At 43.7% G+C, this 318-nt stretch carries 1 protein-coding gene; it reads left to right on the plus strand.

All coding sequences use genetic code 11. The features are described from left to right. On the plus strand, nucleotides 1–318 hold a 318-nt coding region (locus CWC11_RS21015; RefSeq protein WP_171038493.1), incomplete at both ends, for an adenylosuccinate synthetase.

The following is a 318-nucleotide window of genomic DNA, read 5'->3' on the forward strand; positions in this document are numbered from 1 at the left end:
CCTTGGTTAACTACTACAAAGTAGACCCAGTAGACTTCCAGAAGACATACGATGATGCAATGGAAGTAGCAAAAGTACTTAAGTCAATGATTGTTGACGTTACTGAACTACTTGATCAAGCGCGTAATGCTGGCGACCATATTCTATTTGAAGGTGCGCAAGGTACACTACTTGATATCGACCACGGTACTTATCCGTACGTAACCTCATCAAACACGACGGCTGGTGGTGTTGCGACAGGTGCAGGTTTTGGTCCGCTACACTTAGATTACGTTTTAGGTATTGTTAAAGCTTACACAACTCGTGTTGGTTCAGGTC

This window comes from Pseudoalteromonas sp. S3178 (assembly GCF_005886985.1).
Lineage (GTDB): Bacteria > Pseudomonadota > Gammaproteobacteria > Enterobacterales > Alteromonadaceae > Pseudoalteromonas > Pseudoalteromonas carrageenovora.